The organism is Marinomonas rhodophyticola (assembly GCF_026113935.1).
Classification (GTDB): domain Bacteria; phylum Pseudomonadota; class Gammaproteobacteria; order Pseudomonadales; family Marinomonadaceae; genus Marinomonas; species Marinomonas rhodophyticola.
Genome location: NZ_JAPEUL010000004.1, coordinates 394,256 through 420,542, shown reverse-complemented (window position 1 = coordinate 420,542; position 26,287 = coordinate 394,256). Strand labels below are relative to the sequence as shown.

Here is a 26,287-nt window from a genome sequence, read left to right as displayed (position 1 = left end):
GATGAAAGCGGTACAGATACCAAAGTTGCGGGACTCACTTGCCCCTTTGTTTGGTTCCTATCGTGCAGATCTTTATCAAGCTGACCGTGTTGAAGAACTCGCTGTGCCATTAATCGAATCCCTAAACCCTTATGTGGATCTTTGGTTATCTGAAACACAAAGTTTGATCGATGAAGTAACGCGTGTAAAAGCGCTTGTTGATAAAATCGACTCTGATAAAAAACCTTTCTGGGCGTCTTTTACGCTTGAAGATTCAGAGCCAACCAGCGAACCCTTATTACGCTCTGGCGAGACGGTAGTAGACGCGGTAAAAGCTATGCACGCCATCGGTGTAAGTGCCATTTTATTTAACTGCAGCCAGCCCGAGATCATTGGCGAAGCCATTCAAGTCACGCAAAAAACATTAGCATCATTAAATGCACAATCAATACAAATAGGTGCCTATGCTAATGCCTTCCCACCACAACCTAAAAATGCCACGGCCAATGACGGTCTAGACGAACTCCGTGCGGACTTAACCCCACCAGCGTACCTAACTTGGGTAAAACAGTGGCAAAAAGACGGTGCTACCTTGATCGGTGGTTGCTGTGGAATTGGTCCAGAGCACATTGCCGCTATTTCGGCGTATTGCGAAACAAAATAAGCCTATCATCCAAAAAGATGACGTCTTTGTTCACGTCATCTTTTTGTTTAATCATTCATTAAAGACCCGAGCAATCTCTTGCACCATTGGGTTAAGCACTTGGTCAAACCAACTTCTTGATAGTGCTTGCACCATACTGCTATAGCCGTCTGACTGCAGTTCAGTCTTAACATTGAACGTGTTCGAGGCGGATAACTCACCTAATGCCGAGATAACTTGCCAACGCCCAGATATATGAATAATGCCATTCAAATCCGCGTAGAAATTATCCACCTCTATGTTCAGTAACGCTGTCGCGCTAGCGGGCAAACGTTGTCCACCAAACCATGTAATATTGGGCAGCACTTTCTCAAAGCGCTGTTGAGTCAAACGAGTTAATTGGCTCGATAAAGACTCAGCCCACAGGTTATTCTGCGAACGAAACACATCCCCTTGCTCGGTGACCAAAACAATCTCATTACCTGCCAAATAATGGGCAACAACAATGGGCATTAACCTTACCGCTTTTTCTTTCGTCGCTTGAAGCTGGCTTTTTTCCAGCCCATTGTCCATTAACAAGTATTCATTGCTGGGCACTGTCGGTGTAGCACAAGCGGCTAACAGCCAACTCAGTATCAGCAACAACAAAACACGCTTATCCATTCTCATATGCATTTTATTCCTACACTATTTCGCGGCTTTTGGTTGTACATCTACACGAGGCTTACTATCAAATATCAGAGTATTTGGGTTCTCTCTCACTTGACGAAGTAAAGGCTGCAACTCATTTAATGCCCGCCCTAATGACTCCATATTTTCCTTTAATGGTCGACCAATCTGACCATTCGCCTGATAACTTTGTAAGGTCAAATTTAACTCATTAATAGTGGCAACCAAGTCTGCAGGCAGTTGCTGAGTTTCTGATTTATCGAGCAACTGTTTGACACTTTTACTCAGTGCTTGCAACTGACGCAATGTTTCATTCGTTTCCTCCATGGTTTGGCCAAGCTGCTTAAACGTACTGTCTAAAGGCAGTTGCGATAAATTATCCAAAATAGTGACAACTTTGGTTTCAATGTTGGCAAAAGCATCAGGAGCAGTCGGAAAAATCTGATATCCCTCAAACTCTTTCCATTTTATTGGTGACGGGTTCTCAACAAAATCTATGTTAATGACTTTTGCTGCGTTCAAATAGTTGCCAATTTTCAATGACGCACGTAAACCTTTATTAATACGTTCTTCAATAAGTTCATTCCATTTTTGCAAAGACAACGCCCCAGAAGTACTGGCCGCATTTAAACGCTGAGGCTCAATACGAGGCTCTAACTGGAACCAAGGGAGTATCCAAAGAAGTCAATGCATCCATTGAGATACCATTAAAAGGCACATCCAGCACCGTACCAATTCGCACACCTCGAAACTCCACCGCCGCCCCTGGCACCAAACCACTTACATTGCTATCAAACAAAAAGACATAATTAATAAATTCATCGTAAACATTATTATTCGCGCTTTCTTTGCTCGAAAATAAACGAAACTGTGTCATGTCGGCAACGGGTTCTCCGGGTGGGCGGCCAACGGGCAAACCAAATGAAATGCCACCCGCTAAAAAGGTTTCTAAAGAATCAAGACGAACTTCAAAACCACTGGCCGAACTCTTCAATGAAAGCCCTGGTGTCATCCAGAATTGTACGTCGCTGTTAATCAATGCATCATAGGGCGAGCGAATGACAATACGATAAGTGATCGCGCCTTTATCTGAATCAAAACCCACTTTCTCGACGTAACCCACTTCGTAACCACGAAAATGCACCAAGGCACCCACATCTAACTTAGAGCCTTCCGTACTCGATAACATAAGACGCACACCCTCGTTTTCGGTAGACAGTGGAGGCTGATTCAATATGGTAAAGTTCGTTTGCTGCTTTCCTTTTACTCCCGGCGTCATATCAATATAAGCACCCGACAGTAAGGTCCCTAAACCACTCACCCCTTCTTTACCAATTCTAGGTTTTACGACCCAAAATTTCGCATCATCACGCAACATTTGCTCAGTACCATGATTCATGCGCACTTTAATAACCGCACTTTCATAATCTTCACTAAGACGAATATCAATCACTCTTCCAACGTCTACGTTACGGGATTTAAGCTTCGTCTTACCCATCTCCAAACCTTCTGCATTTGAAGCAATCAGCGTAATAACAGGGCCTTGCGTTGACCAGTTTTGATAGAGCATCCAAGCTGCTACCAAAAGCGCGATCAAAGGCACTAACCAAATAGAATTAAACCGAACTTGTCGCATATTCTCGATCTGCTTAATGGGCCCGCTCACTCTTCTCTCCTCTCAGAAAAAGACACACTGCGTGCCTCATCTTTATCCCATAATAATCGTGGATCAAACGTCATTGCTGCCAACATGGTTAAAACAACCATCGCGGTAAAGGACAACACCGCAGTCCCCGGTAAAATCGACATAAAATTGCCCATTTGTACCATACTCGTCAAAATGGCCACCACAAACACATCAATCATTGACCAACGCCCCACAAACTCAGTAATACGATACAGCTTGATTTTTTGTTCCGTTAACCGCTTGCTCGGAAAATGACACTGCCAACAAAGCCAGCTTAACGACAGCACTTTCGCCAGAGGAATCACCACACTAGCAAGCAAAATAATCAAGGCAACAGGATAAGAACCTAAGGACCAAAGCAGCAACACCCCACCCATAATCGTTGATGGTTCAGTATTCCCTAAAAAAGTGGTTTGCATAATGGGAAACACATTGGCAGGAATATAAATTATAAGAGACGCCACTAACAAAGCCATCGTGGAACTCAAACTCTTTGGACGACGGCTGTAAACAGAATGACCACAACGATTACAGTGGTGTTTGTGTGCCGATAAAGTAGCGCCACAAAAATGACAACCTATCACTCCCTGTTCCCTCGCTGTTCCTGTTACAACAGGCTGATCACTGGCTTTTCCAGCGACTTTATTCCATAGCCATCGCTTATCGACCAAGCTCTCTGTTTTAAGCAATAAGATGACATAACCACAAAAAGCCCAAAAAGACAGTTCAAATGAAATATCCGCTAAGCTGTTCATCTTCACTAACGCAACCAAAATCCCCACTAAAAACACATCCACCATTAACCATGGTTGAATCACAATAACCCAACGAACACAGTAACGCTGAGCAAAATTCAATACATACTTATGCTGAAAAGACCAAACCAGAAATAAAATAGACAAGAGATACACTAATGGAAAAACAAATAGAGCGAGGCTAATAATAGCCCCTAGTAGCAAATGACCTTGGCTAAGCAATAAGCTCAAGGTGTGAAACAATGTCACCGTACGTTCAATACCATTCGTAGAAAAGCCAAGGAAAGGAAAGCTCATTGCGAGTGCCAACATCAGTAGTGATGACAAGCCAGCCGCGATAATTCTTCCAGCTGCGTGTCTATGCACACTCACTAATATATGACCACAATGTTGGCAGCGAAAACGCTCGCCACTCTTTAAAGGTGGGATTGGATTGATAAAATCACATTCTTCACAAGCCGTCACATTTTCATAAAACACATAATGGCTCATCTCAACACCGTGACTCAATCGAGCACTCCAATAAAAAGATCTAAAAAACCATATAACACGAGAATACTGATCATAATCAAGCTATTAAAGATATTCACTACATAGTAACTCATTCATAATGAACATCAGAACCATGAAGTAATGCCTTCAAACCACCTTGTTAATGAAAACCGAAATCCTCAACAGACGAAGCGCTAAAACGATACCTTTCTACACCGCTAGTTTGTCAAGCTTCATCTGTGCACACCACTCTTCAAATGCCCATTTAGACGCTAAACTTGCTACGAAATGCAAAATACACCGCCCCAACCAAACACAAGCCAGCCCATAGGTAATCAAGCTTTAATGGCTCTTTTAGGTAATACACAGAAAATGGTACAAACACCATTAAAGTGATCACCTCTTGCATGATTTTCAACTGACCAACATTCAGTGCCGTATAACCGATACGATTGGCGGGCACCTGCAACAGATACTCAAACAGAGCAATACCCCAGCTTATCAAAGCGGCAATGACCCAAGGCTTGTTGTTTAGCTCTTTCAAATGAGCATACCAAGCAAAAGTCATAAAAATATTGCTACAAATTAACAATGAAACACTCAACGCAATGGGATGCATAAGCTTTACCAGATAGAAATAAGACAGCGAGTAAAAACAGCTAATTAAACCATATCACTAGAATAAACGCCTTAGGAACTTGTCTACTAAGCAAGGCTAATGACAACCCATGGATTGGCTTAATGACGCATTGTCGGACCGCCATTACCATGCCCACCATGAGGCCCACCATGAGGTCCACCAGGTAGCATAACGCACGCCGTCAATGTGAACACGACCAAGCTCAGTAACAAAATTTGAAACATCTTATTAATTATTCGCATGATTCCACCAACGATCTTATAAAGGAACAAGCAGCATAAAAACTTGTTCTGCCTATTACAAACGACCAAAATACATTTTTGTGAAAATCCTTAATATTCCCTTATAAGGTCGGCACAATAGATAAAAAAATAAGACTAAGAGAAACAACACCTCATCAAAAGCTACGCATTGACCTGACACTGTATGGCCAGCCAATATTTTTACTCAAAAACGAAATCCCCCCTTTACTTGTTCAGTAATAAGCACATACTTAACTTGCTATGTGACAATTGTTGTTCCAAGGTTCGTAGCAACAGCCCTTAAGTTGATACAAGTCAACTAAGGTTACATGTAATGGCTAATGGTGAACATCATGAGTAAAAGTCAAGACAGTAAAAAAGAGACCAAAAAGAAACCACTTTTAACAGCAAAAGAAAAGAAAGCAGCGAAGGCAACGAAAAAATCCACAACCAATACATCCGGTAATTAATTCTTTACGCTAGCCAACATACATAATGATGGCAGTACACTCGAGTCGTCTAAGCCCTAACTTATGTTAGGGCTTTTTTATAAAAATCGACCTACTCATAATGACTACGGACGTGATGATTTTTGTGGCCCTTTGCCCTTTGTAGGGCGCTGGCTTTTTACAGCAGACTTACCCTTGTTTTTGGTGATCCACTTGCTCCCCCATTCGATCGATTACTGCCTCCTGAACCATTCGAAGCAGGCTTCTTAGCGTCACCAAAAGGACGTCTGTCTTTGCCTTTAGACGCAGCAGGTTTTCTGCCATCCTCTTTAGGGTGTTTGGTATTCCCTTTGGAGGCCGTCTTAGGCTGAAGAGGCGTATTAGGACGAGCATTTTTACGCGGCGCTTGGCGGGACTTTTTCGCTGGTGCCTTGGCTTCTGAAGAAGAATCTTCAACCGATTTTAGCAAAACAGACAACTCTTTTTGTGTAAGGTCTCGCCATTCACCAACAGGTAACCCCTTAAGGCTTACGTTCATGATACGTGTACGCTCTAGCTTCATCACCTCATAGCCAAAGTATTCACACATGCGACGAATCTGACGGTTCAAACCTTGAACTAACGTGATATTAAACACATTTGGTGCCACCTTAGTCACCGGACACTTCTTCGTCATGGTTCCCAAAATAGGCACGCCGCCCGCCAAACCGGCAATAAAATCATCCGTAATCGGTTTGTTTACCGTTACCACATACTCTTTCTCGTGATTGTTACCCGCTCGCAATACCTTGTTAACCAAATCGCCGTTATTGGTCAAAAAGATCAAACCTTGAGAGTCTTTATCCAAACGACCAATCGGAAAAATGCGCACTCCATGGCTAACAAAATCAACGATATTATTTTTTTCAGAACTTTCCGTGGTACTCACAATACCAACAGGCTTATTCAACACAATAAAAACAAAATCATCCGCGTCTTGAGGCTCAATGATCTGACCATTCACCCGCACCGTGTCACCGGCCACCACCTGATCCCCCACCGAGGCACGCTTGCCATTGATGAACACATTACCTTGTTCAATAAAGCGGTCAGCGTCTCTTCGAGAGCAGATACCGCTTTCGCTGATGTATTTATTTAGACGAGTAGAAGATGCATTAAACATAAAGTGCCGTTTTACCTAATAAAAAGCCTTTCTGACTGAGAAAAAGCCTGAACAAAATGAATCGTCAACAACGAGATGGTGCATATTATATAGGAAACACGATAAGCATTTTAGGATCATGCAACAGAAAGATCAGAAAAACATCACAAACCATAAAGGTTAAGAAAACCTTAATATTGCCTACCTACACTCCATACATCAGACAACATCACCATGGAGAGTCATCAATGCACACAACAAAGCGATCCTATAATACCGCCCAAATCCTATTACACTGGGCTATTGCAGCGTTGATTGTTTTCAATTATTTCGTCAGTGATGGAATGGGACGCGCTTTTCGTCAACACCTAAACGACAGCAATTCAGGCTATAACCTAGTCGCATCACTGCATGTATATGTTGGGTTGGCCATTATCGCCCTAGTAGTAGTTCGTATTATTGTTCGCTTCATGTCTAAAAAAACCAAAACAGCCTCAACGAACGTATTCGACCGAGTCTCTCTTATCGTCCATGAGATCTTATATTTACTGATGTTTTTAGTGCCCGTTTTTGGCACAGTCGCTTGGTACTTGGGCATTCATATTATGGGAGATGTCCATGAAATAGCGATGAACATCATGATGGCGTTAGTCTTACTACACGCCGCTGCGGCACTATTCCATCAATACGTTTTAAAAGACGGAACCTTGATGAAAATGTTTGGACAAAAATAGCGACCAATAAATGGTTACTGGTAAAGGGTCATTGATGCGTCTCTAGATAGCATTTCTCCTGTTCAAGAATACGATCTGAATTAAGAGACGCAATGCTCACTTCATGGGAATGAGGCAGCATACCAATGGTTTGCAAATGCAGATAACGCATGGCACAAACCCGAAGAAAAGACGTAAAATTATCCAAATCATGACCCGCATCCAAAGCTTCATGATTGAGCTTGGCGATAATTTGCGACAAAGACAACTTGTCGCGTTGGGCAATCTCTTCCAGCGTAAACCAAAAGAAACTCTCCAATCGAATACTGGTGACCATGCCATCAATACGCAAAGAACGAGTGACATTTTCCCACAGCCTAGGATCTGAATTCACAAAGAGCTTACACATTGTATTTTCCCTACTGAATGACGTTTTTTATTATTGGAATGAAATAACTCAATGCAAACAGTCTAGCCGAAGATAGGGAAAAATAGTCGGGTGAGTTTGCATTTTTACACTTACCATACTCACCCGAATTCACTCATTACATTCGATTTAGTTTTCTAACAACACATAAAACTGAGCAAGCCAAGCCGGATGTGCAGGCCACGCTGGCGCTGTCACAAGATTACCGTCTGTTACCGCTTGATCAACAGGGATATCCATAAACTCACCTTTCGCAAGCTCCACCTCAGGCTGACACGCTGGATACGCAGAACATTTTCTGCCTTCCAACACACCTGCCGCCGCAAGCAACTGCGCACCATGACAAACCGCCGCTACTGGCTTATTCGTATCAAAAAAATGCTTCACCATCGTAATCACCGTTTTATTCAAACGCAGATACTCAGGCGCTCGACCACCGGGAATCACCAAAGCATCGTAATCTTCCACCTTAATATCCGCAAACGTCGCATTCAACGCAAAACGATGCCCTGGCTTCTCCGTATAGGTTTGATCACCTTCAAAATCATGAATCGCCGTCGCCACCGTATCGCCAGACTTCTTATCTGGGCAAACCGCATGCACCGTATGACCAACACTCATCAACGCCTGAAACGGCACCATAGTTTCGTAGTCTTCCGTGAAATCCCCCGTGATCATTAAGATTTTTTTATTCGACATGACACCTTCTCCTGTTTTGGTTAAAACGTCCTATGTTGTAACAGCTAGAGAAAGGGAAAAGGTATTAACAGGTTATTACATTGAGGTTTCGCCGTTGGCGATTTGGTTTTCTTTGATTCCATTCAAACGCTTTGTATTCCCAACCTCTATTCCGCTCTACTTAGCGTGTAACTTTTGCCAAACGACGCAAAAGTTACCAAAAGGTCTGTTTAAGATCTTTAATGCCTGATTTTCTGCGTAGGAATATTAACTAGGACACACACTTTAACTATTAACTAAGACACACACTCTAATAATCAAAGATTACTACCAGAGCACACAGATAAAATAGCAACAATTGACGATATAAGTAAGCGAAACGTGGGATGACAATCTTCAACTCTAGAAAAAGTGCATTTAATAGGATTTCAGACAAGGCAAGACAAGGCGGTTTTGAAAACAACCCTAATACATGATTGGCAGTTTAAGGTTTTATTTAAGCAAGGAGCTTAGCGCTACCTCGAGGTTTACGCTGCCGCTGATGCGCTTCACAATAATAGGCGATTGAATGTTCCTTACCGACGACATGACCTGTTTTTTCACCAAACTGTGTCGTAATGCTCAGCCAATTCTCTGATGATATATTGAGCCGTTGAAGAATGGACAGTAATGACCCATCTATTACACCTCGTTTATCATCTCGAATGATGCGTCCCGTCGTATCGACCAATTCTAGGTAATCAGATAAGAAAAATGGCAAGCCATTAGGCATGTTTTCTCTCGGATTACCAATAAAAGGCAACAATCGCTTTGGCTGCCTTTGCATCTTAGCTGAGTCCACACGTTTTTTAAGACTGGTAAAGTCGGCCTCTTCTGGCGTATCGCTTAACTTGGCTCGTATTGGGTTGAGGTCCACGTAAGCCATACAGGCAATCAATGCTGCTTCATCCAGTAACGCTTGAGATTTAAAACGGCCCTCCCAGAATCTTCCTGTACAGTTGTCTTCGGCGTTAGCTTGTCGTGCAATTGGCTCATTAAGCTCTTTCATAAACCAACTGATGTCCATCAGCCGATTGCGAAATGTCTCTGCTGAAGCCTCGACTAGGCTTAACGCAAACTCAGGCAACACCTCACCTTTTACGTATTGTTGCGTAAATACAGTACCTTTATGAAGCTTATGCCAACGCTCTAACACCTCTAATGTCGACCACTTCGCCGCTTTTTCAACGTCAATATGCAGTACCACATGAAGGTGATTGCTCATCACAGCATAAGCGCATATATCGATAGAAAAGAGACTGGCTAAAAACAGCAACCTGTTTTCAACCCAGCCACGACGGTGCTCGAAACTGTCACCTGAAAGCGGATCTTCACCACACAAAAAGGCCCGTCGCACACAACGAGAAACACAATGGTAGTATGGCGTATCACTAACGTTGATTTGCTGACTTCTTGGCTGCGGCATAATGGCTCCCTCTTCCTGAGAAAATATACTGTAATTATATACAGTATATTTATGATTCAACAAGTCAAAACTCAACTCCTTGATTTAACTGGCTTGCAAAGGTGGGTGGCTTAATTGCTGTTTTAAACAAAGCAAACGAGACGTTTGGGCGAAAGCCCGATAAAGAGACTTCTTGGTTCCTTTTACGTCGTTTGGCAAAAGTGACCCGTTCAGCTTTTTCCTAAATTAAAGAGCGGAACCAAGCTATCAACCTAGGAAGCATTTGAATGGAAACCAAATAAAAACGCCTTCTCTTTCTTCAAAGAGAAGGCGTAAAAACAAGTTTTGAACAGTTTTTTAAAAGCCCTACTCCCCGATGTGCCAACCATTGGTAATCGGGTAACGACGATCTCGTCCAAACCCACGGGCAGTGATGCGAACGCCGGTTGGCGATTGACGACGTTTGTATTCATTCACGTCAACAAGGCGAAGCACGCGGTAGACAGTTTCTCGGTCAAATTGTTGGGTCGCGAGAATGGCTTCGGCGCTTTGATCTTCTTCGATGTACATGCGTAAAATTTCATCGAGGATGTCGTAGCTTGGCAAGGAGTCTTCGTCTTTTTGATCTGGCGCCAATTCTGCTGAAGGTGGTCGGGTGATGACGCGCTCAGGGATGACGTAGCCCAAAGTATTGCGGTAACGGCAAAGCTTGAATACCAAGGTTTTAAAGACATCTTTTAGGACGGAATAACCGCCTACCATGTCGCCGTAGAGTGTGGCATAACCAACCGCCATTTCGCTCTTGTTGCCTGTGGTTAGGACCATGTAGCCTTTCTTATTGGAAATCGCCATTAAGGTGACACCACGGGTGCGCGCTTGTAAGTTTTCTTCTGTGGTGTCTTTACCGTAGCCTTCGAACTCTGGCGCTAACACATCGGTAAAAGCCGACACCATCGATTCAATCGGCAACACGCTGTATTTCACGCCCAGCAAGTTGGCCTCTTCTTCGGCATCGTGCAAACTGATGGAAGACGTATAAGTGTACGGCATCATCACCGCTTGTACTCGTTCAGCGCCGATGGCATCGACTGCGACCGCCAAGGATAAAGCCGAGTCGATACCACCACTCAAGCCCAGCACAATGCCTTTAAAACGATTTTTGGTGATGTAATCCCGTAGGCCAAGCACCATGGCTTGATAGACGCTCGCCTCCAAGCCCAATGCAGGAGCAATGGTGCCCGCAACAGGCTCTACCTTGTTGGGTTGGCTTTCATCAACGATCATATCGATGCTGTATAGACCAGCTTCAAACCAAGGCGCTTGCATGATTTTCTCGCCTTTGGCGTTGACCACAAAAGAGCCGCCTTCATAAACCAATTCGTCCTGCGCGCCCATGTAGTTCACGTAGACAATTGGTAAGGTAACTTCCGTCGCACGCTGATGAAGTAGTTCTTCACGCTCGCCCATTTTTTCAATGTGGTAAGGCGAAGCATTTAAGTTAAGAATTAGTTCCGCGCCAGCCGCTCTGGCTTGCGCAATAGGCTCAGGATGCCAAATATCTTCGCAGATACTTAAACCTACTTTAACGCCTTTGATATCAACAAGGCCCGCTTCGCGGCCTTCACTGAAATAGCGTTTGTCATCGAACACCAAAAAATTAGGCAACTTTTGTTTGGCGTATTCCACCAGCAAATCACCTTGGTAAATCACACCCGCGCAATTAAACAGTTCGCCATCAATACGGCGAGGATAACCAACAACGACATAGATATCGCGGATCTCGGCCAATAATGTCGCCAAGGCCGATTCGATACGCTGATCCAAACTTGGACGCAATAATAAGTCTTCTGGTGGATAGCCAGTTAAGGTTAATTCTGGAAAAACCACGACATCTGCGTGCTCTTCATCACGCGCTTTACACGCCGCATCGATAACAGATTGGGTGTTTTTGGTAATGTCGCCGACCAGCATATCCAGCTGGGCCATTGCAATTCGTAATGTCATACAGTTGCTATCTCATGAACTCTGTTAGAATATGCCCGTTATTGTCTGGAATTACCCAAGCTAGGTAAAGTATATGATCGTACGTTTGATCGTTTTTGTTGCTATTTTCTTTATTGGTTGGTGGTTGTACCGCCAGTTTGTCGCTTTTAAGCGCAGTCAGTCACCCGAGGAAGTGAAAAAAAAGGCGTCTAGCAAAAAAGACGAGGCACAAGAGAGCATGGTTCGGTGTGCAGAATGCAAAACGTTCACACCGCGCTCCCATGCGATTCATGACCAAGAAGCGCGTGCATTTTGCAGTGCCGAGCATTTGAAAATCTTCAATCAGAAGCACTGACCCAACCGCTGGCAAGCAAGCGATGTTCGTGCCACCACCAGCAACGGTATTGTTGCTGGTTTTGTGTGGCGCACAGTCGATAGGATCTTTGGGTATTGTCCATTTCGTCGGGAGCAGAAGTGTAGCGTTCCCAGCGATAATACAGTTGTTGATTACGGGTTTGCCAAATAGACTCTAACCTCGACTCATGTAAAGCACAAAAGCCGATACATGTGCTCGCCTGCGCGGCGGAAAAATGTGCAGATACCACCCAAGCTTGATAAAAATCCGTCCATATTTCTTGCTCTTCTGTCACATCATTCAGCTGACTACGCCACTTAAAGCCTGCCTGTAATCCTTGTTGGTAATGCGCAGATAACGTCGACAATGCTAGTAACAAAGCAATAATCGGCAAGGACACCCAACCTCGTTGACCGCTAAGATAAATATTCGTCATATCGGCTAAAGTCCCTTTAACACAATGATTTGATTGCCAACCCCTGACAAGGCGAGAAATAACGCCACGTTTCTCCGCGCATAGAGCGATAATCTTGTGCCAATTGTGTATCCCGCTCAGACTTGCAATCATGAAGTCGATATTGATACTCCACCCATAGGCCACGGACCTTAGCGAGAGAAAATTGCCCATAGCCAGTATCTAAAGCGTCGACCATTCCATCCAGGTTGTCATCTAATAACGGAAACACAGACAAACGCTCAATCCCACTCCATAACTCTAATGAGTTGCCACTTTCTCTTGGTGTACGCCAAAAAGCATTTTGCCCACCTTTACCTTCAGAAATATACCAATAGAACTCATCTTGGCTTTCTATGATCCCAGATTGCCCAATCGCGTCTTCCACAAACTCACCACCGATAAGCTCAATTCGGCTATGTTGTGCCGAAACACTTAATATTTGGCCAGGAAGTAAGACTCACAAGAGGAAAACCTCACACTATCACCCGCTTTCCAATGGCAGGACAAAGAGGTGTCTAAAGGGTTGCCATTCACCTTTACTGTACCGCGGCACAACCCATAATCTACCGCTCTTAACCAATCGGATTCTTTATCAATCGTCCGAGTTGCTAAACGAAGGGGGGCGACATGCCCGATTCAATGATTAAAAACAAGGATTCATCTATCAGGCAGCTAGCGGGTCTTAAACGTGACCATTGTGCTTGGAAATGCGCATCAATTGCTGCCTTAATCACTTGCTGATCTTGATACGTTTTTATCAATAAATGACGTTCTTGCATGCGAACCAAAGCAACGACTAAAAAAGGCAATAAGAGAGCCACTAAACTACAGACGACTAACAGTTCAATGATAAGACTGCCTTGTAAATTATGCCGTTTACTCACTTTCTCCCTCCTCAGACGACAAGCTTGAATGTCGATCTAACGTATCCATCTGGGAGCTATGAAACCATTGCGCTAATTGATCTCCTGTGCATTTTTGGCAATCGGGATACCCTTGCTCTGTGGTTTCTTGCTGATGATTCAACCACGCCACAGAGCCAACTAATTGCATCATCGCGGCGTGTTTTTGTTCGTAATCAGATTGTTTTCGATGTTCTTCTGTTTGCTGAAATACATGCCACTGCGTTTCACTCTGACGCTGTAATACATGCAATACCACCGCGAACAAACTCAAACACAACATAATCTCTAACATAATCCAACCCCGTTGACGTGGCGCTGATAGTAAACGATAGATTGTCTGTTTCTTCATCCGCACACCCCACTATTCATAGCACTTTGTGGGTCGGTTAAATAAAAGCGTCCACTTTGGTTCAATACCACATCCGCCTGCCATGCCCCCAAGCAAAACTCAAACGTCCCATTTTGATAACTTGATAAGCCGTTGGATTGAAATTCGATCTGTTGTTTTTTGATAGGAAAACCACGCCAAGAAACCGCCAAGGAGTGATCAAAAAGGATTTGCCGATAGATTTTTTCAACGCCGTTTGTGGATGCCATTTGATAAAGCTTAAAACCATCAGACCAATGCCCATCGCAATCGACACCACCACATAGATAACTGCTTTGTCCGCTTATCACAGCCAGTTGACGTGCTTGTGTTAGCGCCGCTGCTAGACGCTTCATTTCGCTTTTAAGGGTGTTTTTGTCTCGGGTCTTTTGGTTTGCACTAAAAAACTGTGCCGAACCTGCATGGGCTAGAATACTAAGAATTGCGAGCACACACAGTAGCTCTAGTAGTGAAAAGCCACGTTGATGATGCATGGAAAACCTCCTTGTTTTGTTTAATCAGGCACCAGACATCCTATCTAGTGCATTTTTTACTCGAATAATCCTAGACTAAACTGTCTTGAACCATTTGTTAATATGATTTGCAATTTGCCTTGGTTTTTGAAATGGCAAAGAATGATCACAGGCACTGAGAACCTTATGTTGCCAAGCAGAGTTGCGTTCACTTAATAAATCATAATGCTGACGCAGAGCCTCATGACTTAATTCGCCTGAAAACAAAAAAACATGCTCTGAGGCGTCAATCATCGACTGACGCAAAGACGGCTCCTGTGCCATTAATGCCACATGATCTGTCACCGCATCCAGCGCATAAGCAAAACCAAAGGGTCGATGAGCAAGACGAGATTGTGTGGTCGCTTCCGCGACAGGATGTTTGCGTCGATTCGGCGAGACACCATCCATAAAACTCGCTACACCAAGCTCTACATCCCCCGTGTCACGAATCAGTTTCGAGGCATGACGATACTTTTGACGCACTTCCATCAAGGTAGCTAAGTCCTCACGATCCAAAGAAGCGGGGCTCTAGCAGAGCCATTTTCATTTTCTTTTTGCCTTGCAAGCTACGCTGATAATTCAGATTTAACGCCACCAAGCCACCAAGGGAATACGCCACCACATCAAAGTCATTCCATTCCAAATGGGACAATAATGCTTCAACTTCATCGGTTAACTCACCTATCGACACTGCCCCCTCTTCACCATGATGATGAAAAGAATCCCCCATGCCTTTTAGGTCAGGCACCAGCATCCAACGCCATTGAGTAAAATACGGCAACATAGGGGAATAAGTAATGCTACCTGCCACACCAGCACCGTGTAAAAGCAAACAAACACGCTCGCTCTCAGACTGCGAATTCTCGTAAAGACGATACGCAATACGCGCATTGGGCAAAGAAAGAAAAAAATGTCAGACACTTGTAATTAACCTGTGAGGACCCTTATTAAAAGCATACAATGTTTGCTCGTTGTGAAAGCAACCAAACCGTGTCTCGTTTATATTTAATCCCCTATTGGGTATAAACAGGATGGGTAAGCGCAGACTTAATATTACTAGGTATTAAAATAAATGTCAGAAATCAAAAAAGTAAATCTCCCTTATCAGGCGTCATTACTGTCTTTCTTTTCTGCTGTACGAGACTTACCCTATCCTGCGTTACTCGACAGTAATCACCAACATTTTCCAGACACTAACTTTGACATTCTAGTTGCCAACCCACTGGCTCGAATTCACCCTGTCGCGAATGGACAACCCATTAGTTGGTACACCAAACCTTTTTATTCACTTAGCGCAACCCACAATCCAATGGCGCTGATGAATGAGTTAATGAGTCTAATTTGCCAAGAAGCTTGGGCTAAGTCCGCCCCGAAGGATTTGCCATTCGTTGGTGGTTTATTAGGTTATTACGGGTATGAAAGCGGTCATTTTGTCGAGCAACTACCGGATACCGTAGAACATGATGTGCAACTAGAAACCTTAAGTGTGGGTCTTTACAGCTGGGCGGTCATTACCTGCCATAAGAAAAAAACCACTCAATTGATCACCTCGCCTTGGTGTCCTTCGGAAGACGTTGCTGATTTGATCAATCGCTTCACCAGTGCTTGTGATGATGTATTGGTAAAACACGACTTAAACGAAGCAAGACCTTTTCGTTTGCAAGCCCCTTTTTCCTCGAACATGACTGAGGCGGAATACGCGCAAAAGTTTTGCAAAGTCCAAGACTACATTCAGTCTGGGGATTGTTATCAAGTCAACTTAGCACAGCGCTTTTCAACCCGCTATCAAGGCGACACCTTTACGGCGTATCACAGACTAAGAGAAGCATGCCCGACACCTTTTTCGGCTTATATGGAGATTTCTGCTACGCAAAGTATTTTAAGTCACTCGCCTGAACGATTCCTCTTGTGTGACCAAGGTCGAGTAGAATCCAAACCCATAAAAGGCACGGTGGCCCGTGGTGCCACAGCGGAAGAAGACAAAGCCAATGCTGACTGGTTACAAACGTCCGAAAAAGACCGCGCTGAAAACCTCATGATTGTCGACCTGCTGCGCAACGACTTAGGGCGTACCTGCTTAACCGGTAGCATCAAGGTGCCTAAGCTGTTTGCTTTAGAAAGTTATGCCAACGTCCATCATCTGGTGTCTACTGTAGAAGGGAGAATTGACCAAGCTGACCAAGCGATTCGAGTGTTCCATCAAAGTTTTCCAGGTGGCTCCATCACTGGCGCCCCCAAAATTCGCGCCATGGAAATTATTGATGAACTAGAGCCTCACGTACGTTCGGCCTATTGCGGCTCAATTGTTTACTTCAGCGCCAACGGTCAAATGGATTCTAGCATCACGATTCGCACACTGGTCGCAGATCATGGCAATCTTCATTGCTGGGCGGGTGGTGGTTTGGTTGCCGACTCAAAATGCCAACAAGAATACCAAGAAACCTTTACCAAAGTGGGCAAATTAACCCATACTCTAGAACAAGACTTTTTTGAAATAGGCCGTATCATGTCTGACATAGAGCAGTTTTTGAGTGCTCCTCCCATTGACCTGAACTTGGATGATATTCGCGCAGCATTAGACAACGAACCGTATGCGCAACAAATCCATAACCCAGATGAGGAAATGTTTCCCAGTGGTTATGATTTAAAATACCGTTCTGCTGCCGTGCTGATTCCTATTTGGAAAGAGCCAGAAAATGGTGAGTTGTACGTACTATTAACTCAACGCGCACTTCACATGCGTAACCATCCGGGCCAAATTGCGTTTCCGGGAGGTAAGCATGATCCAAATGACGCCAGCATACAATACACAGCACTGCGCGAGACACTAGAAGAAGTTGGGCTTTCACCCGATTGCTTCGACCTATTAGGAGAACTGGGGGAATACTGCACCATCTCAGGATACTGCATCAAACCCATTGTGGCTGAAATGACGCGCCGGAGTGAGCCTCAGTCTCTGTGAAGAAGAAGTAAAGTCCGTACATTGGGTGCCATTACGCTACTTATTGAACCCACAAAACTATCGTTTTAAAAAGAAGGCACTCGATACCATTTCTCGCGGTTATTTCGAGATTGACTACGAAGACATTCGAATTTGGGGCGTAACAGCTGGAATCTTGTATGGACTTTATCAAACATTAGCAAGACACATTCGCTAAGCGTTTTCGTGCTTTTATTAACCACTTTCTTTCGAATTATAAGGTTAGTGTTCTTTCGTCTTTTGTTTCATCACCGCAAATTGTTATTGTACAGCTAACGTAACTCAAGAACATGGTAACTCTCCCTATGTCAGCATTTGATTTAGCGTCTTTTATTGCCAACAACAAAGAAGACGAAGCACAAAAAATCATTCACAACGCGATGAAAGAATTCGACAACATCGCCATTTCTTTTAGTGGTGCAGAAGATGTTATACTCATCGACATGGCCGTCAAAGCCAAAAAAGACATTAAGGTATTTTCCCTTGATACAGGCCGTCTGCACGCCGAAACCTATCGTTTTATCGAACAGGTTCGTAAACACTACAAGATCAATATAGACATTCTGTCCCCAGACCGTGAAGCCCTCGAAAACTTCACCCGCGAAAAAGGCCTATTTAGCTTTTTTGAAGATGGTCACAAAGAATGCTGTGGCATTCGCAAAGTCCAACCACTTAAACGTAAGCTGGCCACACTGGATGCCTGGATCACTGGACAACGCAAAGACCAAAGCCCTGGCACACGCAACGTTCTCGCTTTTGCTGAAAAAGACAGTGCATTCAGTACGGATAAAAAAGACCTGTTTAAATTCAATCCATTGGCAAACTGGTCTTCTGAAGACGTGTGGAACTACATCAAAATGTTTGACGTGCCGTACAACGAATTGCATTTGAAAGGGTTTACCAGCATAGGTTGCGAACCTTGCACACGCCCTATTTTGCCAAATCAGCACGAACGTGAAGGTCGCTGGTGGTGGGAAGAATCAGAACACAAAGAATGTGGCTTACACATTGGCAATCTGATACCGACAGCCCAGCAATAAACACCATTTTGAATTCAAAGTGCCTGTGACGATCAGGCACTTTTTGTTACAGTGACGACGTCATCTAACTGACGATCAAGATGACTTTTCCACGATGCCATAAAATTGGCATAGCAAGCTTCCAAATCGTATATGTGTTGCAGCAATACTTCCCCTGCTGGCGTCATATTGGTTGTCCGACCATGTCGAATCAACAAAGCCTCGCCCATTTCTCGTTCTAATTTTTGAATGTGCTGGCTCACCGCAGGCTGAGTTAAACCCAACAGCTTCGCCGTCTTAGTAAAACTACCAGTATCAACCAACGCCTTAAATGTAATGAGATGTTGTGTATTAAGCATAAAGATTCCTTATAGTTAATTCTATTATGCCCAATGCCAATCTTATGAACATTGACCTATATCGTGTTTTCGTGAAAGACTGAGAATTATTAGCCCTATGGATTAACAACATGACAAATGCACGAGACGAGATGTTACCTTGGCACGAAAGACAATCTGGTCATCAAGAATCACGCGATAACGATTACCGTACTCCTTACCAACGGGACCGAGCACGAATCATACACAGCGCTGCGTTTCGTCGCTTACAATCCAAAACACAAATCCTCGCCATTCGACAAAACGACTACAGCCGTACACGCTTAACGCATTCCCTAGAAGTCGCCCAAATCGGCAACGGCATTGTCCACCAACTGAAACACAGCTATCCTTCAGAGGCGGCTTTTCAGCCTTGGTTGGCCGACGATGCCTTAATAGAAACCGTTTGCCTAAGCCACGACATCGGCCACCCACCCTTTGGCCATGGCGGCGAAGTCGCGCTCAATTACATGATGCAAGCCTATGGCGGTTTTGAAGGTAACGCCCAGTCACTGAGAATCCTTGGTAAACGCGGTTCCTACTCGCCCACCTACGGCATGGACGTCACGCGTCGTACTTTATTAGGGATTTTAAAATATCCTGTTTTACACGCCAACGTGGTTGGCAAATACCCAGAAAAACCAGCCAACTTCCGCCAATTCAAGGCATCTAATTGGGCACCACCAAAATGTGTCTACCAAGAAGAACAAGACCTGCTCAATTGGATAATTGAACCTTTTAGCCAAGCCGACAAAACCTTATTACAAGAAGTCCACCAGACCAATAATGACAATCACGCCAAAGCAAAACACGCCAGCTTCGATACCAGCATAATGGATCTCGCTGACGACATCGCTTACGGTGTACACGACCTAGAAGACGCCATCGTCCTCGGCATGGTCACCAAAGACATGTGGTTAGAACACCTAGAACCCAAACTGGCCGCCTTGGCGTCTCCGTTTTTGGCCGAGCACCTAAATGACATTCGCACGCAACTGTTCAGCCGCCAAAGCCATCTTCGTAAAGAGGCTATTGGCAGCCTGGTCAGTTGGTTCATCACCTCTTGCCAAGTGGTCGAAAAAACAGCGTTCGAACACCCCTTGTTACGCTTTCAAGTGGGTTTGCCAGAAGGTCAGCGCCAAGCCTTAAACTTGTTAAAACAATTTGAAATGCAACACATCATCCAGCGCCCAGAAGTGCAAATGCTTGTCTACAAAGGCCAGCAAATGCTATTAGAAATGTTCGAAGCCTACTCCGCCGACCCCGCCCGCTTGCTGCCCAGAGAAATCGCCAAAGAATGGCAAAAAAGCCAAGAACGCGGAGAAAACGGACTGCGCATCATCTGCGACTACATGTCCTCCATGACCGACGACTACGCCAGCCGCATGTACAACAAATTGTTTGTTCCAAGCTTAGGCTCAGTGTTTGAGCCAATGTAGTTTGGTCCCCTCCCCTTTTGTCTTCCAAGGGGAGGGTTAGGGAGGGGTTGCAAGCTTTGGCTCCGTTCAAACGCTTTGTATTCCCAACCTTTATTCCGCTCTTTAATTCAGGAAAAAAAGCTGAGCGGGTAACTTTTGCCAATCGATGCAACGCTTTCATTTAATAGGAAAGCAAAAAATCTTTTGTCGGACTTTCAGCCCAAACGTCTCTTTCACGTTGGCTAACTTAACGTTTAACAAGACGACTTATATCGTAAGGCATAGATTGTTAATTTGGTGAGGAGATAAAGACTCAAACACTGACTCTGAAACTGCATAAAGTCGCGCAATCGGGATTGTTAACCATCATTCCCAATTCTCAGCTGGAAAATATTCCCCTCACAATCGTGCGCATCGCAAACCTGTCGGCCGCCAAACGTCCAATTTTTAGGTGAGAATACAACGCCACCTTTTGCTTTGATCTTTTCTTCTATGAATTCAAGCGGCGTGTTCACAAAGAATGTTGGCTTTAGTGCGGTGTTCTCTCGCGCTTCAAACGGGCTCAACCCCTTTTTAGACACGTCTGTTTCAAGCAACACCAACTCAAAATCACCACCAACCAATAGCGCACAGGAACGGTCACTTTCGATCATCTGCATGTCAAAAACATGAGCATAAAATGTTGCCAATTTTTCTATCGATGACGTATAGATCACCAAACCTGTTTTCATGCATTTTCCCTATCAAGTTTATGAGCAATAAGCACACTGTTAAACCAAAAAAGAGCGCTATCTATTCATCTGTGTTTTCTATTTTTTCCATGACAAAATTCGTTAATGTCTGACCTCGAACATCAATCTGCTGCGTCTTCACCACCTTAAAACCAAAATGTTCGAAAAAAGGACGCGCCGTGATACTGACATGAGAATAATAGCGCTTTATCCCTTGTGAACGCCCTACAGCAAAAATATGCGCCATCAAAGCTCGCCCTATGCCTCGGCCTTGGTACTGATGATGGCAAAAGAAATGATCAATCAAACCGTTTGACTGCAAATCAACATAGCCTACTATCTGATCATCCATTTCAGCCACAAACGGCGATATTTCTAACATCTTCTGACGCCAGACAGCAACATCGAATGATTGTGGCGCCCATGCTTCTACCTGAGCCTGAGAATAATCACGGATGTTAATATGACGAACCGTGTGAAAATAAATAGCCCACAACACACTGGCGTCAGAGTCTTTATAAGGTCGGATAATACACAAAACTTGCTTCTCTTTATTAAATTAATAGAGCGATTTAAAGCATTTTCTATGCTTACCGCTTTGGACGACGCCCTCCGCTTTCTAAACACGCTTCCATTGTTTGATATGCAGTAAAGTTCTTAGTTTTAGAATAATAGGTGCTTCCTTTCGCATGACAAATCCCACTCTTACTCTTCTTAACTGGCGGTTCATCGGCGAATGCAATTTGCGTAGAAAAACTAAAGCATAGGGCAAAGATCGCAAACCATAGCTTTTTGTTAAAAGCGACTTTCATGAACTATCCCTCAGTAAACATAACACCGCCAGCTGACGACCATTTGTAGTAGAGCAAAGCACAACGAAAAATAGAGTGCAGCTAACAAGCAAAAAATCTTCGAAAAAGTGTCGGGATGAATCAACACCAAGATATTTCACTTTAAGTAAACTCCACTTTACTCGTAAGAACAGCAAATAATCGTTAATTGTGCAGAGACATGTTGTATGTTGCCATTGATAGGTACTTTATCTCCTTAGACATAACGCCACAAACAGCAGGGAGCATAGCGAATCCGCTACTTTGTTTTGTTATAAATTTTTCTCATTTTCCTTGCTGTGCCAAACTCTCAAAATATAAACAATACCACTGGTGATTAAATACCGTACGGTATAATCACCAATATATAGATCTCGGATTTTTTCAGGATCAGGCGCTTTTATAACCGGCAAGCCAATTTCAGGGAATTGCTTTAGTTTGAAAATTCCTTCTTGAAGATCAATTGCGATTCTTCGTGCAGCGTAAGGATTCTTAACCTCAACAAACTCAACAATCCGTTGAAGGTCTTTCATCGACTCTGGGGAATATTCAACCTCTATCATTTCGGTGGCTCTTTGCGCTCAACAGTGCCCCAGCTGTTTAGCCAGGCATTCACATCTGCTTCAGCAATGGATTTACCTGCTTTAATAGACTCTAGAGCCTCCAGAGTGTCTGCCCACCTAGACTCCTCTACGGACTGCCTTGCCAAAAACTCTTTAATTGCTTGATTTATAAGATAATTTTTACTTCTATCTAGCTTGCTAGCTAAAATCTCAAGTGGCTTATCTATATCATCTGCTAGCCGAATACTGGTAATACCCATTGAAACGCTCTCCTGTACTAGTTTGTAATACACTTTAGTACATACGAGTACTCAAGGCTAGAGTGATTTGTAATGCTCGGTTTTGCGACTGGTTTGGAGCGCAGCGGAAAACCAGTCCGACCACATGCGCTTGTTAAGCATGGCTTTTATCAAGCACCCTTAAGAGCAAACTGCCAATAACAGATGCTAGAAACAGCCATACCGTTGTAGTTGCGATTAGGACAGCATACCCGAGTACCTGCCACAATAATTCTGGTTCTCCTGGATACGGCAGTAGCTTTGAAAAAGGAAGCCCAGGCATATTAAGAATATAAAAGGCCATTACCGAAACATAACTGATTGCACCGCCAACCAACGGAATTACTTTTTCAGCAACGATTCCGAGTACAAGGAGAATAAGGGACGAGCCAAGATGAATAAAAGCAAGTCGCGAACCCAAAAGTCCGTTATGCCCGAGATTTTTGCCAATAAGCAATGCATAGATTGTGATTAGCGCCACACCATAAATAAAGGCAGTAATTGCAGTCGGGATTTCGTGAAAGATGCCTCCGAGTACCACGAAGAAAATAACGAGGAAGCAGTGAGCAAAAATGCTACAAAAGCTGGCCACTTGTCCATTTTCATCGTACTCCTCAGACTGATCTTAGTGTTTAACACCGCCATAATTTGCCGCCTGAAGCGCAGCATAAGACGGTCAAATTGATGACGTTGTTAAGCATAACGCTCTGAGATTACTTCTAATGCAGATATTAACTCCGGGGCTGTATTTCTTACAAAATCAACTTGCGCCGGAGAAACATCTTCGCCGTGTATGGCTGGCGAGCAAACAGAATAAACTTCTCTAATAGCATTGCCCATTTGAGGTGCGATTAGCTCATTTTTTATCAAATACTCTACAATGCGAAAAACCGGTTCTGGCCTACGCCTTTTGTCTTCTGCTATAGAGTTAAATATTGTTCTAAGTGATTTTTCTATTGAATAACGTGCCCTGAATAATATGTCTAGGTCGGTAGTAGCAGGATTACTGTAAAACTGGGATACATCTGAATTCCTTGGCGCATACCCTTGCATTGCAGATTCGACAGCTTTTTTGACCTGCTCTTCAATATTGTGAAGTTGTGAGTCTGGCGGAGGTGGATAACCGAACATGAAGTTGTGACTTCATTGACTGTGAATTATCACTAGTCACTTTAACTTCGTTTCTTATAGACGCTATTTCTTTAGAAACGTGCTCTTTGACCTCTTCAATCTGATTTTTAAATTTAAGACCAAACAACTCCATTTCGTTAAAAAAGGGCACCAAACACAAAACAACCCATATTATAAAAACAAGCGCATCAAACCACTGGGCCTGTGATTTCTGTAACTCTGGATACCTGTCAAATAGATAGAAACCTATGGAGAATATAAGGACAGCCCACCAGAACGTTTTAAAATTTTTCGTTAAGAATTCCATGCTATGCCTTAGTGTTGCTTAACAATTAAGGGTTATACGGCAGCGTAGCTGCGGCTATAACCCACTGTTGAACGGCAGCGTTGTCTGTATAGGGGTTTTGCTTCTTTCATGGTAGGACTTCCCTGTTATATAACTCGCTAAATGCCAAAGCCTGTCTGGACTATGCTGCTTCTGATGCTCTTTGAGCACTGTTATGTTGGTTCTTTGTTTGCTCTTTGTAGCGCGATTTGACCCGCGAGGCAAGCGATTCGCTCAGGCCTTATGGCCTTACTTACTCTTCTCTGTCGATCCGCGAAGCGGCTTATCTCAGTAATTAGACTTAGTTCAACAATTAATAGTGCGCCTGCACGTTTAGTTTTTGTCGCCCTGAAGGACGACCTACATGTGAAAGCTTCGCTTCCAACGGCATTTTTTTAATTAGAGAGTCGCTGCGCTCATGATGCCCTGCGGTTTGCCTTTACACGAATAGTCACGAAGAAGTCCGTTCGACGCGTTATTTCACCCAATAGACAGCTCAGCAGAGCGGAATAAAGGTTGGGAAAACAAAGCCCTTGAAAGGAAACAAATATACCTGAAGAACTAAAACTCTCGTCCCAATAAAAGCACGTCTTCTTTGATCTGTTCATTCTGGGCAATGTTGGGCAGTAGCCCCCATTGCTCAAATCCTTGGCGTTTAAAGAAGCCTTGGCTTTCTAGGTTACTGGCGTATATGTATGCGATAAGGTGGGTAAAACCAATGTGGTGACGTTCTTTTTCTAGATAATGAAATAGCGCAGTACCAAGGCCCTTTCGGTGCTGTGTTGGCAATACATACAAGCTGATTTCGCTAGCAGCGTCGAAAGCTGGCAGTCCGTAGAAGGACTCAATTGAGCACCATGCTATCACGTCACCCTGCTCTTCTAATACGAACATGGGATGTTTATCCGTCGCATTTTCCAGCCAATCGATAACATCTAATAAGCCGATGCTCAATTGGCGATGAGCAGAGTTATCGAAGAGATCGCACTGTTGGAATATGCTTAGAATAGCAGGGGCATCGTCCAGTATGGCGCGACGAATCCCCTGACTTACAGTAAATGGCATACGGTGTGATTACCCCTGTTGGAGCAAACGACGTAAATCAATGACCGCGGTGTTAGCACGAGCGATGTAAGAAGCCATGACTAAAAGAGTGATTTGCCAAGACACCAAACCCACTGCCATTTAAGATAAACGGCGACCAAATGCTGGCTTGTGTTGCTTCTAGTTCACGGATAATTTGACGCAAGCTAACCAAGGCATTTTTATCTTGCAAGGTAAAAACAAAATCCACTTCTACCGCACGTAACATGTGAATCAAAGCCCAACTGGTGCCTCGCGCTTCGTAGAAAACATCATCGACTTTAGACCAAGGAGTTCTGACATAACGCGTGTTTTCATCCGACTCCAATTGTGGCTTGTCGTCAATAACACTGGCCGATAATCGCTGAGAAAGGCTACCTAACCGAGTACTGACATCCGATAGCCAATCAGCAAGGTTATCAGCACGGGCATAAAACTGAGCTTTATTATTAGACTCGCTCGACAAGCGATCAAGGTATTCCATTAACTCTTTATTGCCACGACGATATTCACTTTCACTGGATGGTAAGGCCCAACTTTTATTATCAAAATTAAATTGCGGCTCGGCTATTTTTAAGTTCACATCCTCTGTGGACTGAGATTGCGAACGGCTAAATTCTTTACGAAATGCTCTGGCAAGATCTCGTGACTGGACCAATACGCCAAACTCCCATGCTGGCATGTTATCCATGAACACTCCTGGCGGCATAATATCATTGGATATAAAGCCACCCGGTTTTTCCAACAAAGTATCTACTATAGAATGCAAAGTACTGGCTGTAGTGTAACCAACGGCGAGTTTTTTGCTGTTATTTAAATAACCTCGTTCAGCTGCTTTTTCTTTTGCGGCAGCCACAACGTCAAATTGATCTGGCTCACGGCTCCAGTACATACCTAAAAAGCTCAGTAACACCGCCATTATCAGTACAGCAAAAAAAACGATTTTCCCCATACCGGACATATTAATGTTTGGTTTTAAACTCTGCATTTTGCCCTTGAACCGTGACATCA

Annotated in this window: 34 protein-coding genes and 1 pseudogene; 7 read left to right on the top strand and 28 right to left on the bottom strand. The window is 43.8% G+C overall.

What is annotated here, in order from left to right; all coding sequences use genetic code 11:
• The first annotated feature begins 1 nt into the window (after position 1).
• Entirely contained in the window at positions 2-643 is a 642-nt protein-coding gene (locus tag ONZ52_RS02705; protein ID WP_265217133.1) for a homocysteine S-methyltransferase family protein, read from the top strand.
• Between the two features lie 51 nt (positions 644-694).
• On the opposite strand, the gene ONZ52_RS02700 is transcribed toward ONZ52_RS02705, so the two are convergent.
• The 7 genes from ONZ52_RS02700 to rluF form a co-directional block, all read right to left on the bottom strand.
• Positions 695-1,291: a PqiC family protein gene (locus tag ONZ52_RS02700; RefSeq protein WP_265217131.1), complete on the bottom strand. Its 597-nt coding sequence runs from the start codon at positions 1,289-1,291 to the stop codon at positions 695-697.
• A gap of 18 nt (positions 1,292-1,309) precedes the next feature.
• On the bottom strand, positions 1,310-1,888 hold the full coding sequence (locus ONZ52_RS02695) for an MlaD/PqiB family protein (protein WP_265217129.1): 579 nt from the start codon (positions 1,886-1,888) through the stop codon (positions 1,310-1,312).
• A gap of 43 nt (positions 1,889-1,931) precedes the next feature.
• A complete protein-coding gene (locus tag ONZ52_RS02690) occupies positions 1,932-2,957 on the bottom strand; it encodes a PqiB family protein (protein ID WP_265217127.1) in 1,026 nt (341 codons plus the stop codon).
• On the bottom strand, positions 2,954-4,243 hold the full coding sequence (locus tag ONZ52_RS02685; RefSeq protein WP_265217126.1) for a paraquat-inducible protein A: 1,290 nt from the start codon (positions 4,241-4,243) through the stop codon (positions 2,954-2,956). Before ONZ52_RS02685 ends, ONZ52_RS02690 begins: the two co-directional genes overlap by 4 nt.
• A 247-nt stretch (positions 4,244-4,490) precedes the next feature.
• Positions 4,491-4,844: a DMT family protein gene (locus ONZ52_RS02680; protein WP_265217124.1), complete on the bottom strand. Its 354-nt coding sequence runs from the start codon at positions 4,842-4,844 to the stop codon at positions 4,491-4,493.
• 119 nt (positions 4,845-4,963) lie between these two features.
• Positions 4,964-5,107 carry a hypothetical protein gene (locus ONZ52_RS02675; RefSeq protein ID WP_265217123.1) on the bottom strand — a complete coding sequence of 48 codons (144 nt, stop codon included), beginning with the start codon at positions 5,105-5,107 and terminating at the stop codon, positions 4,964-4,966.
• Between the two features lie 627 nt (positions 5,108-5,734).
• On the bottom strand, positions 5,735-6,718 hold the full coding sequence (gene rluF, locus ONZ52_RS02670) for a 23S rRNA pseudouridine(2604) synthase RluF (protein ID WP_265217122.1): 984 nt from the start codon (positions 6,716-6,718) through the stop codon (positions 5,735-5,737).
• Between the two features lie 227 nt (positions 6,719-6,945).
• Between rluF and ONZ52_RS02665 the strand changes: the two genes are divergently transcribed.
• Positions 6,946-7,431: a cytochrome b gene (locus ONZ52_RS02665; protein WP_265217121.1), complete on the top strand. Its 486-nt coding sequence runs from the start codon at positions 6,946-6,948 to the stop codon at positions 7,429-7,431.
• Positions 7,432-7,459: 28 nt separating this feature from the next.
• Here the strand turns inward: ONZ52_RS02665 and ONZ52_RS02660 are convergent, their stop codons facing one another.
• The 4 genes from ONZ52_RS02660 to ONZ52_RS02645 form a co-directional block, all read right to left on the bottom strand.
• On the bottom strand, positions 7,460-7,819 hold the full coding sequence (locus ONZ52_RS02660) for a ribbon-helix-helix domain-containing protein (protein ID WP_265217120.1): 360 nt from the start codon (positions 7,817-7,819) through the stop codon (positions 7,460-7,462).
• A 147-nt stretch (positions 7,820-7,966) separates the two neighbouring features.
• On the bottom strand, positions 7,967-8,536 hold the full coding sequence (locus ONZ52_RS02655; RefSeq protein ID WP_265217119.1) for a DJ-1/PfpI family protein: 570 nt from the start codon (positions 8,534-8,536) through the stop codon (positions 7,967-7,969).
• A gap of 475 nt (positions 8,537-9,011) precedes the next feature.
• A complete protein-coding gene (locus ONZ52_RS02650) occupies positions 9,012-9,980 on the bottom strand; it encodes a transposase (RefSeq protein ID WP_265217117.1) in 969 nt (322 codons plus the stop codon).
• 345 nt (positions 9,981-10,325) lie between these two features.
• Complete coding sequence (locus ONZ52_RS02645; RefSeq protein ID WP_265217116.1) at positions 10,326-11,963, bottom strand: NAD+ synthase; 1,638 nt, start codon at positions 11,961-11,963, stop codon at positions 10,326-10,328.
• Between the two features lie 73 nt (positions 11,964-12,036).
• Between ONZ52_RS02645 and ONZ52_RS02640 the strand changes: the two genes are divergently transcribed.
• The gene (locus ONZ52_RS02640; protein WP_111606543.1) at positions 12,037-12,297 is read left to right on the top strand and encodes a PP0621 family protein; all 261 of its coding nucleotides are present in this window, start codon (positions 12,037-12,039) and stop codon (positions 12,295-12,297) included.
• Here the strand turns inward: ONZ52_RS02640 and ONZ52_RS02635 are convergent.
• From ONZ52_RS02635 to ONZ52_RS02605, 7 genes are all read right to left on the bottom strand, one after another.
• The gene (locus ONZ52_RS02635) at positions 12,281-12,733 is read right to left on the bottom strand and encodes a hypothetical protein (RefSeq protein WP_265217114.1); all 453 of its coding nucleotides are present in this window, start codon (positions 12,731-12,733) and stop codon (positions 12,281-12,283) included. The two genes, ONZ52_RS02640 and ONZ52_RS02635, sit on opposite strands and share 17 nt — an antisense overlap.
• Positions 12,734-12,749: 16 nt before the next feature.
• A complete protein-coding gene (locus tag ONZ52_RS02630) occupies positions 12,750-13,139 on the bottom strand; it encodes a hypothetical protein (protein WP_265217111.1) in 390 nt (129 codons plus the stop codon).
• A gap of 223 nt (positions 13,140-13,362) precedes the next feature.
• On the bottom strand, positions 13,363-13,638 hold the full coding sequence (locus tag ONZ52_RS02625) for a type II secretion system protein (protein WP_265217110.1): 276 nt from the start codon (positions 13,636-13,638) through the stop codon (positions 13,363-13,365).
• Complete coding sequence (locus ONZ52_RS02620) at positions 13,631-14,008, bottom strand: hypothetical protein (RefSeq protein WP_265217108.1); 378 nt, start codon at positions 14,006-14,008, stop codon at positions 13,631-13,633. The genes ONZ52_RS02625 and ONZ52_RS02620 overlap by 8 nt, the downstream gene beginning before the upstream one ends.
• On the bottom strand, positions 14,005-14,520 hold the full coding sequence (locus ONZ52_RS02615) for a GspH/FimT family pseudopilin (RefSeq protein ID WP_265217106.1): 516 nt from the start codon (positions 14,518-14,520) through the stop codon (positions 14,005-14,007). The genes ONZ52_RS02620 and ONZ52_RS02615 overlap by 4 nt, the downstream gene beginning before the upstream one ends.
• Before the next feature lie 75 nt (positions 14,521-14,595).
• Entirely contained in the window at positions 14,596-15,057 is a 462-nt protein-coding gene (locus ONZ52_RS02610; protein ID WP_265217104.1) for a hypothetical protein, read from the bottom strand.
• A complete protein-coding gene (locus tag ONZ52_RS02605) occupies positions 15,047-15,373 on the bottom strand; it encodes an alpha/beta fold hydrolase (protein ID WP_265217102.1) in 327 nt (108 codons plus the stop codon). The genes ONZ52_RS02610 and ONZ52_RS02605 overlap by 11 nt, the downstream gene beginning before the upstream one ends.
• A gap of 240 nt (positions 15,374-15,613) precedes the next feature.
• On the opposite strand from ONZ52_RS02605, the gene pabB reads away from it, so the two are divergent.
• The 3 genes from pabB to ONZ52_RS02590 all read left to right on the top strand — a co-directional run bounded on the left by pabB (position 15,614) and on the right by ONZ52_RS02590 (position 18,561).
• Positions 15,614-17,503 (top strand): aminodeoxychorismate synthase component I, encoded by a 1,890-nt coding sequence (gene pabB / locus ONZ52_RS02600; protein WP_265217100.1) that lies wholly within the window; start codon positions 15,614-15,616, stop codon positions 17,501-17,503.
• Positions 17,484-17,699 carry an NUDIX hydrolase gene (locus ONZ52_RS02595; protein WP_265217098.1) on the top strand — a complete coding sequence of 72 codons (216 nt, stop codon included), beginning with the start codon at positions 17,484-17,486 and terminating at the stop codon, positions 17,697-17,699. Before pabB ends, ONZ52_RS02595 begins: the two co-directional genes overlap by 20 nt.
• Before the next feature lie 127 nt (positions 17,700-17,826).
• Positions 17,827-18,561 carry a phosphoadenylyl-sulfate reductase gene (locus ONZ52_RS02590; protein ID WP_265217096.1) on the top strand — a complete coding sequence of 245 codons (735 nt, stop codon included), beginning with the start codon at positions 17,827-17,829 and terminating at the stop codon, positions 18,559-18,561.
• A 32-nt stretch (positions 18,562-18,593) separates the two neighbouring features.
• Here ONZ52_RS02590 and ONZ52_RS02585 read toward each other — a convergent pair whose 3' ends face one another.
• Entirely contained in the window at positions 18,594-18,899 is a 306-nt protein-coding gene (locus ONZ52_RS02585; RefSeq protein ID WP_265217094.1) for a LysR family transcriptional regulator, read from the bottom strand.
• 110 nt (positions 18,900-19,009) lie between these two features.
• Here ONZ52_RS02585 and ONZ52_RS02580 point away from each other — a divergent pair, with 110 nt between their 5' ends.
• On the top strand, positions 19,010-20,356 hold the full coding sequence (locus ONZ52_RS02580) for an anti-phage deoxyguanosine triphosphatase (RefSeq protein ID WP_265217092.1): 1,347 nt from the start codon (positions 19,010-19,012) through the stop codon (positions 20,354-20,356).
• Between the two features lie 338 nt (positions 20,357-20,694).
• Here ONZ52_RS02580 and ONZ52_RS02575 read toward each other — a convergent pair whose 3' ends face one another.
• From ONZ52_RS02575 to ONZ52_RS02535, 9 genes and pseudogenes are all read right to left on the bottom strand, one after another.
• Entirely contained in the window at positions 20,695-21,066 is a 372-nt protein-coding gene (locus ONZ52_RS02575; protein WP_265217090.1) for a VOC family protein, read from the bottom strand.
• A 61-nt stretch (positions 21,067-21,127) separates the two neighbouring features.
• Entirely contained in the window at positions 21,128-21,604 is a 477-nt protein-coding gene (locus ONZ52_RS02570; RefSeq protein WP_265217088.1) for a GNAT family N-acetyltransferase, read from the bottom strand.
• 52 nt (positions 21,605-21,656) lie between these two features.
• The gene (locus ONZ52_RS02565) at positions 21,657-21,878 is read right to left on the bottom strand and encodes a hypothetical protein (protein WP_265217086.1); all 222 of its coding nucleotides are present in this window, start codon (positions 21,876-21,878) and stop codon (positions 21,657-21,659) included.
• A gap of 290 nt (positions 21,879-22,168) precedes the next feature.
• Complete coding sequence (locus ONZ52_RS02560; RefSeq protein WP_265217084.1) at positions 22,169-22,459, bottom strand: type II toxin-antitoxin system RelE/ParE family toxin; 291 nt, start codon at positions 22,457-22,459, stop codon at positions 22,169-22,171.
• Entirely contained in the window at positions 22,456-22,719 is a 264-nt protein-coding gene (locus ONZ52_RS02555) for a CopG family ribbon-helix-helix protein (RefSeq protein ID WP_265217082.1), read from the bottom strand. The genes ONZ52_RS02560 and ONZ52_RS02555 overlap by 4 nt, the downstream gene beginning before the upstream one ends.
• A 133-nt stretch (positions 22,720-22,852) precedes the next feature.
• A complete protein-coding gene (locus ONZ52_RS02550; protein WP_265217080.1) occupies positions 22,853-23,329 on the bottom strand; it encodes a hypothetical protein in 477 nt (158 codons plus the stop codon).
• 101 nt (positions 23,330-23,430) lie between these two features.
• Positions 23,431-23,868, bottom strand: coding sequence for a hypothetical protein (locus ONZ52_RS02545; protein WP_265217079.1), 438 nt, complete (start codon positions 23,866-23,868; stop codon positions 23,431-23,433).
• An 886-nt stretch (positions 23,869-24,754) separates the two neighbouring features.
• Positions 24,755-25,258 (bottom strand): GNAT family N-acetyltransferase, encoded by a 504-nt coding sequence (locus tag ONZ52_RS02540; RefSeq protein ID WP_265217078.1) that lies wholly within the window; start codon positions 25,256-25,258, stop codon positions 24,755-24,757.
• Positions 25,259-25,267: 9 nt separating this feature from the next.
• Positions 25,268-26,285: pseudogene (locus tag ONZ52_RS02535) on the bottom strand (DUF2333 family protein).
• Positions 26,286-26,287: the final 2 nt, after the last annotated feature.